The sequence below is a fragment of the Arthrobacter sp. Y3223164 genome (genome assembly GCF_059091005.1).
Window position 1 is genome coordinate 1 of record NZ_JBNHGF010000546.1, and the last position, 1,447, is coordinate 1,447.

Annotated in this window: 1 protein-coding gene and 1 pseudogene; one reads left to right on the forward strand and one right to left on the reverse strand. The window is 70.4% G+C overall.

The features are described 5' to 3' along the window. Positions 1-432: pseudogene (locus tag AC5RUJ_RS16265) on the forward strand (LOG family protein); the annotation flags it as partial. Here AC5RUJ_RS16265 and AC5RUJ_RS16270 read toward each other — a convergent pair. Next, positions 427-1,447: matrixin family metalloprotease (locus AC5RUJ_RS16270; protein WP_494156246.1), on the reverse strand; the 1,021-nt coding region annotated here is incomplete at its 5' end. The pseudogene AC5RUJ_RS16265 and the gene AC5RUJ_RS16270 overlap by 6 nt on opposite strands.

A 1,447-nucleotide genomic window follows, 5' to 3' on the forward strand; every position in this document is an offset into this window, starting at 1 on the left:
CCCCGGCTTCCGGCCGTCCGTCACCGACTGGGCCCGCGCGGCGGCCGACGTGCTCGCCAAAGCCGGACCCGGCGTCGCGAATCTGGGCATCCCCACCTGCACTACGGGCACGAGCCGCCGAACCTGTTTGCCACCCACATCGCCAAGTACTTCGGCAACGCCCTGCGAGAGGCCGTGCTGCTGCAGCGCTGCGACGGCGGAATCGTGTTCCTGCCCGGCGCCGGCGGCACGGTGCAGGAAATTTTCCAGGACGCCTGCGAAAACTACTACGCCACCCCGGAAGCGCTCGCGCCGATGGTGCTGGTCGGGCGCAAGTACTGGACCGAGGAAATGCCTGCCTGGCCGTTGCTGCAGGCGCTGGCGCGCGGGCGGTCCATGGAGGGATCCGTGCACCTCGTGGACACCGTGGAGCAGGCCCTCGAGGTTCTATAGCTCGGGCACGCACTCGCCCTGGCCCAGCAACGCCAGGCCGGTGAGGTCGCCGTCGGCAAAGGTGAGGATGTCGTGCGAGGCCTGCGCGTACATCAGCTGGCTGGGATCCTCAACGTGGTCCAGGCCGATCAGGTGGCCCAGCTCGTGCATGATGATCGCCCGGGCGGCGCCTTTGCCATCGGGGGCACCCAGCAGTTGGCGGAACTGCGGGGTGTCCAGTTCGATCTGACCCGATACGTAAGCGGAAACCCCGCCCCGCGATGCCCAGCCGCTGCCGCCCAAGCCGATGGTCGGACCGGCCAAGGAGGGGCTCTGCTCCGGGTCCGACCAGGCGATCAGCACCGGCGCCCAGCGCTCGCCGTAGCGTTCTGGCTGGTAGGACCGGCGCCGCTCGGCGGGCCGTTCGGTCGTGGTTCCTTCGTAAATGAACTGCAGGCCGGTGGCATCCGAGACGTGGTCCACCGCCTCATGGACCAGCTCGATGTTGCCCGCGGGGGAGTCGGCAGTGCGGACCACATACCGGATCGGGCGGCACGGGTCGTAGGCGAGGTAGTCCTGCTTGGACGGCGAGGGCAGGAATCGGTAGGAACTGCTCTCCTCATTGAGGGGTGCGGGCACTCCCAGCGGTTCGTCCGCGGCGTCGACTCCCGACGGCGGAAAGCCGCCATGGCCCGGACCCTTGAGAGTGGAGCCGGCATCGAACGGTACCCCATTCAGGGCGGCGGCCCCGCCGGGTTGCACAGCCGGGGCGGGCCCCGGTTGGGCCATCCAGATGACGGCCCACGCCGCCAGCGACGCAGCGGCGGCCAGCAGGATGAATTTGCCGAACGGTGACGGGTCCCGGTGGTCCGGTTCTCTCCGGGCGGCCGGGGCCTGCGGGACCCGTGTCAGTGTGGGCATCTGCACGGGAGCGCGCGCCGGCCGCGCCGTCGGGTTGATCCAGACCTGCCCCTGGTCGGGCTGCGGCTTCCGGGACTCGGCGGCGTCGGTGGCGACCCGCCGGGGTTCCTGCCCC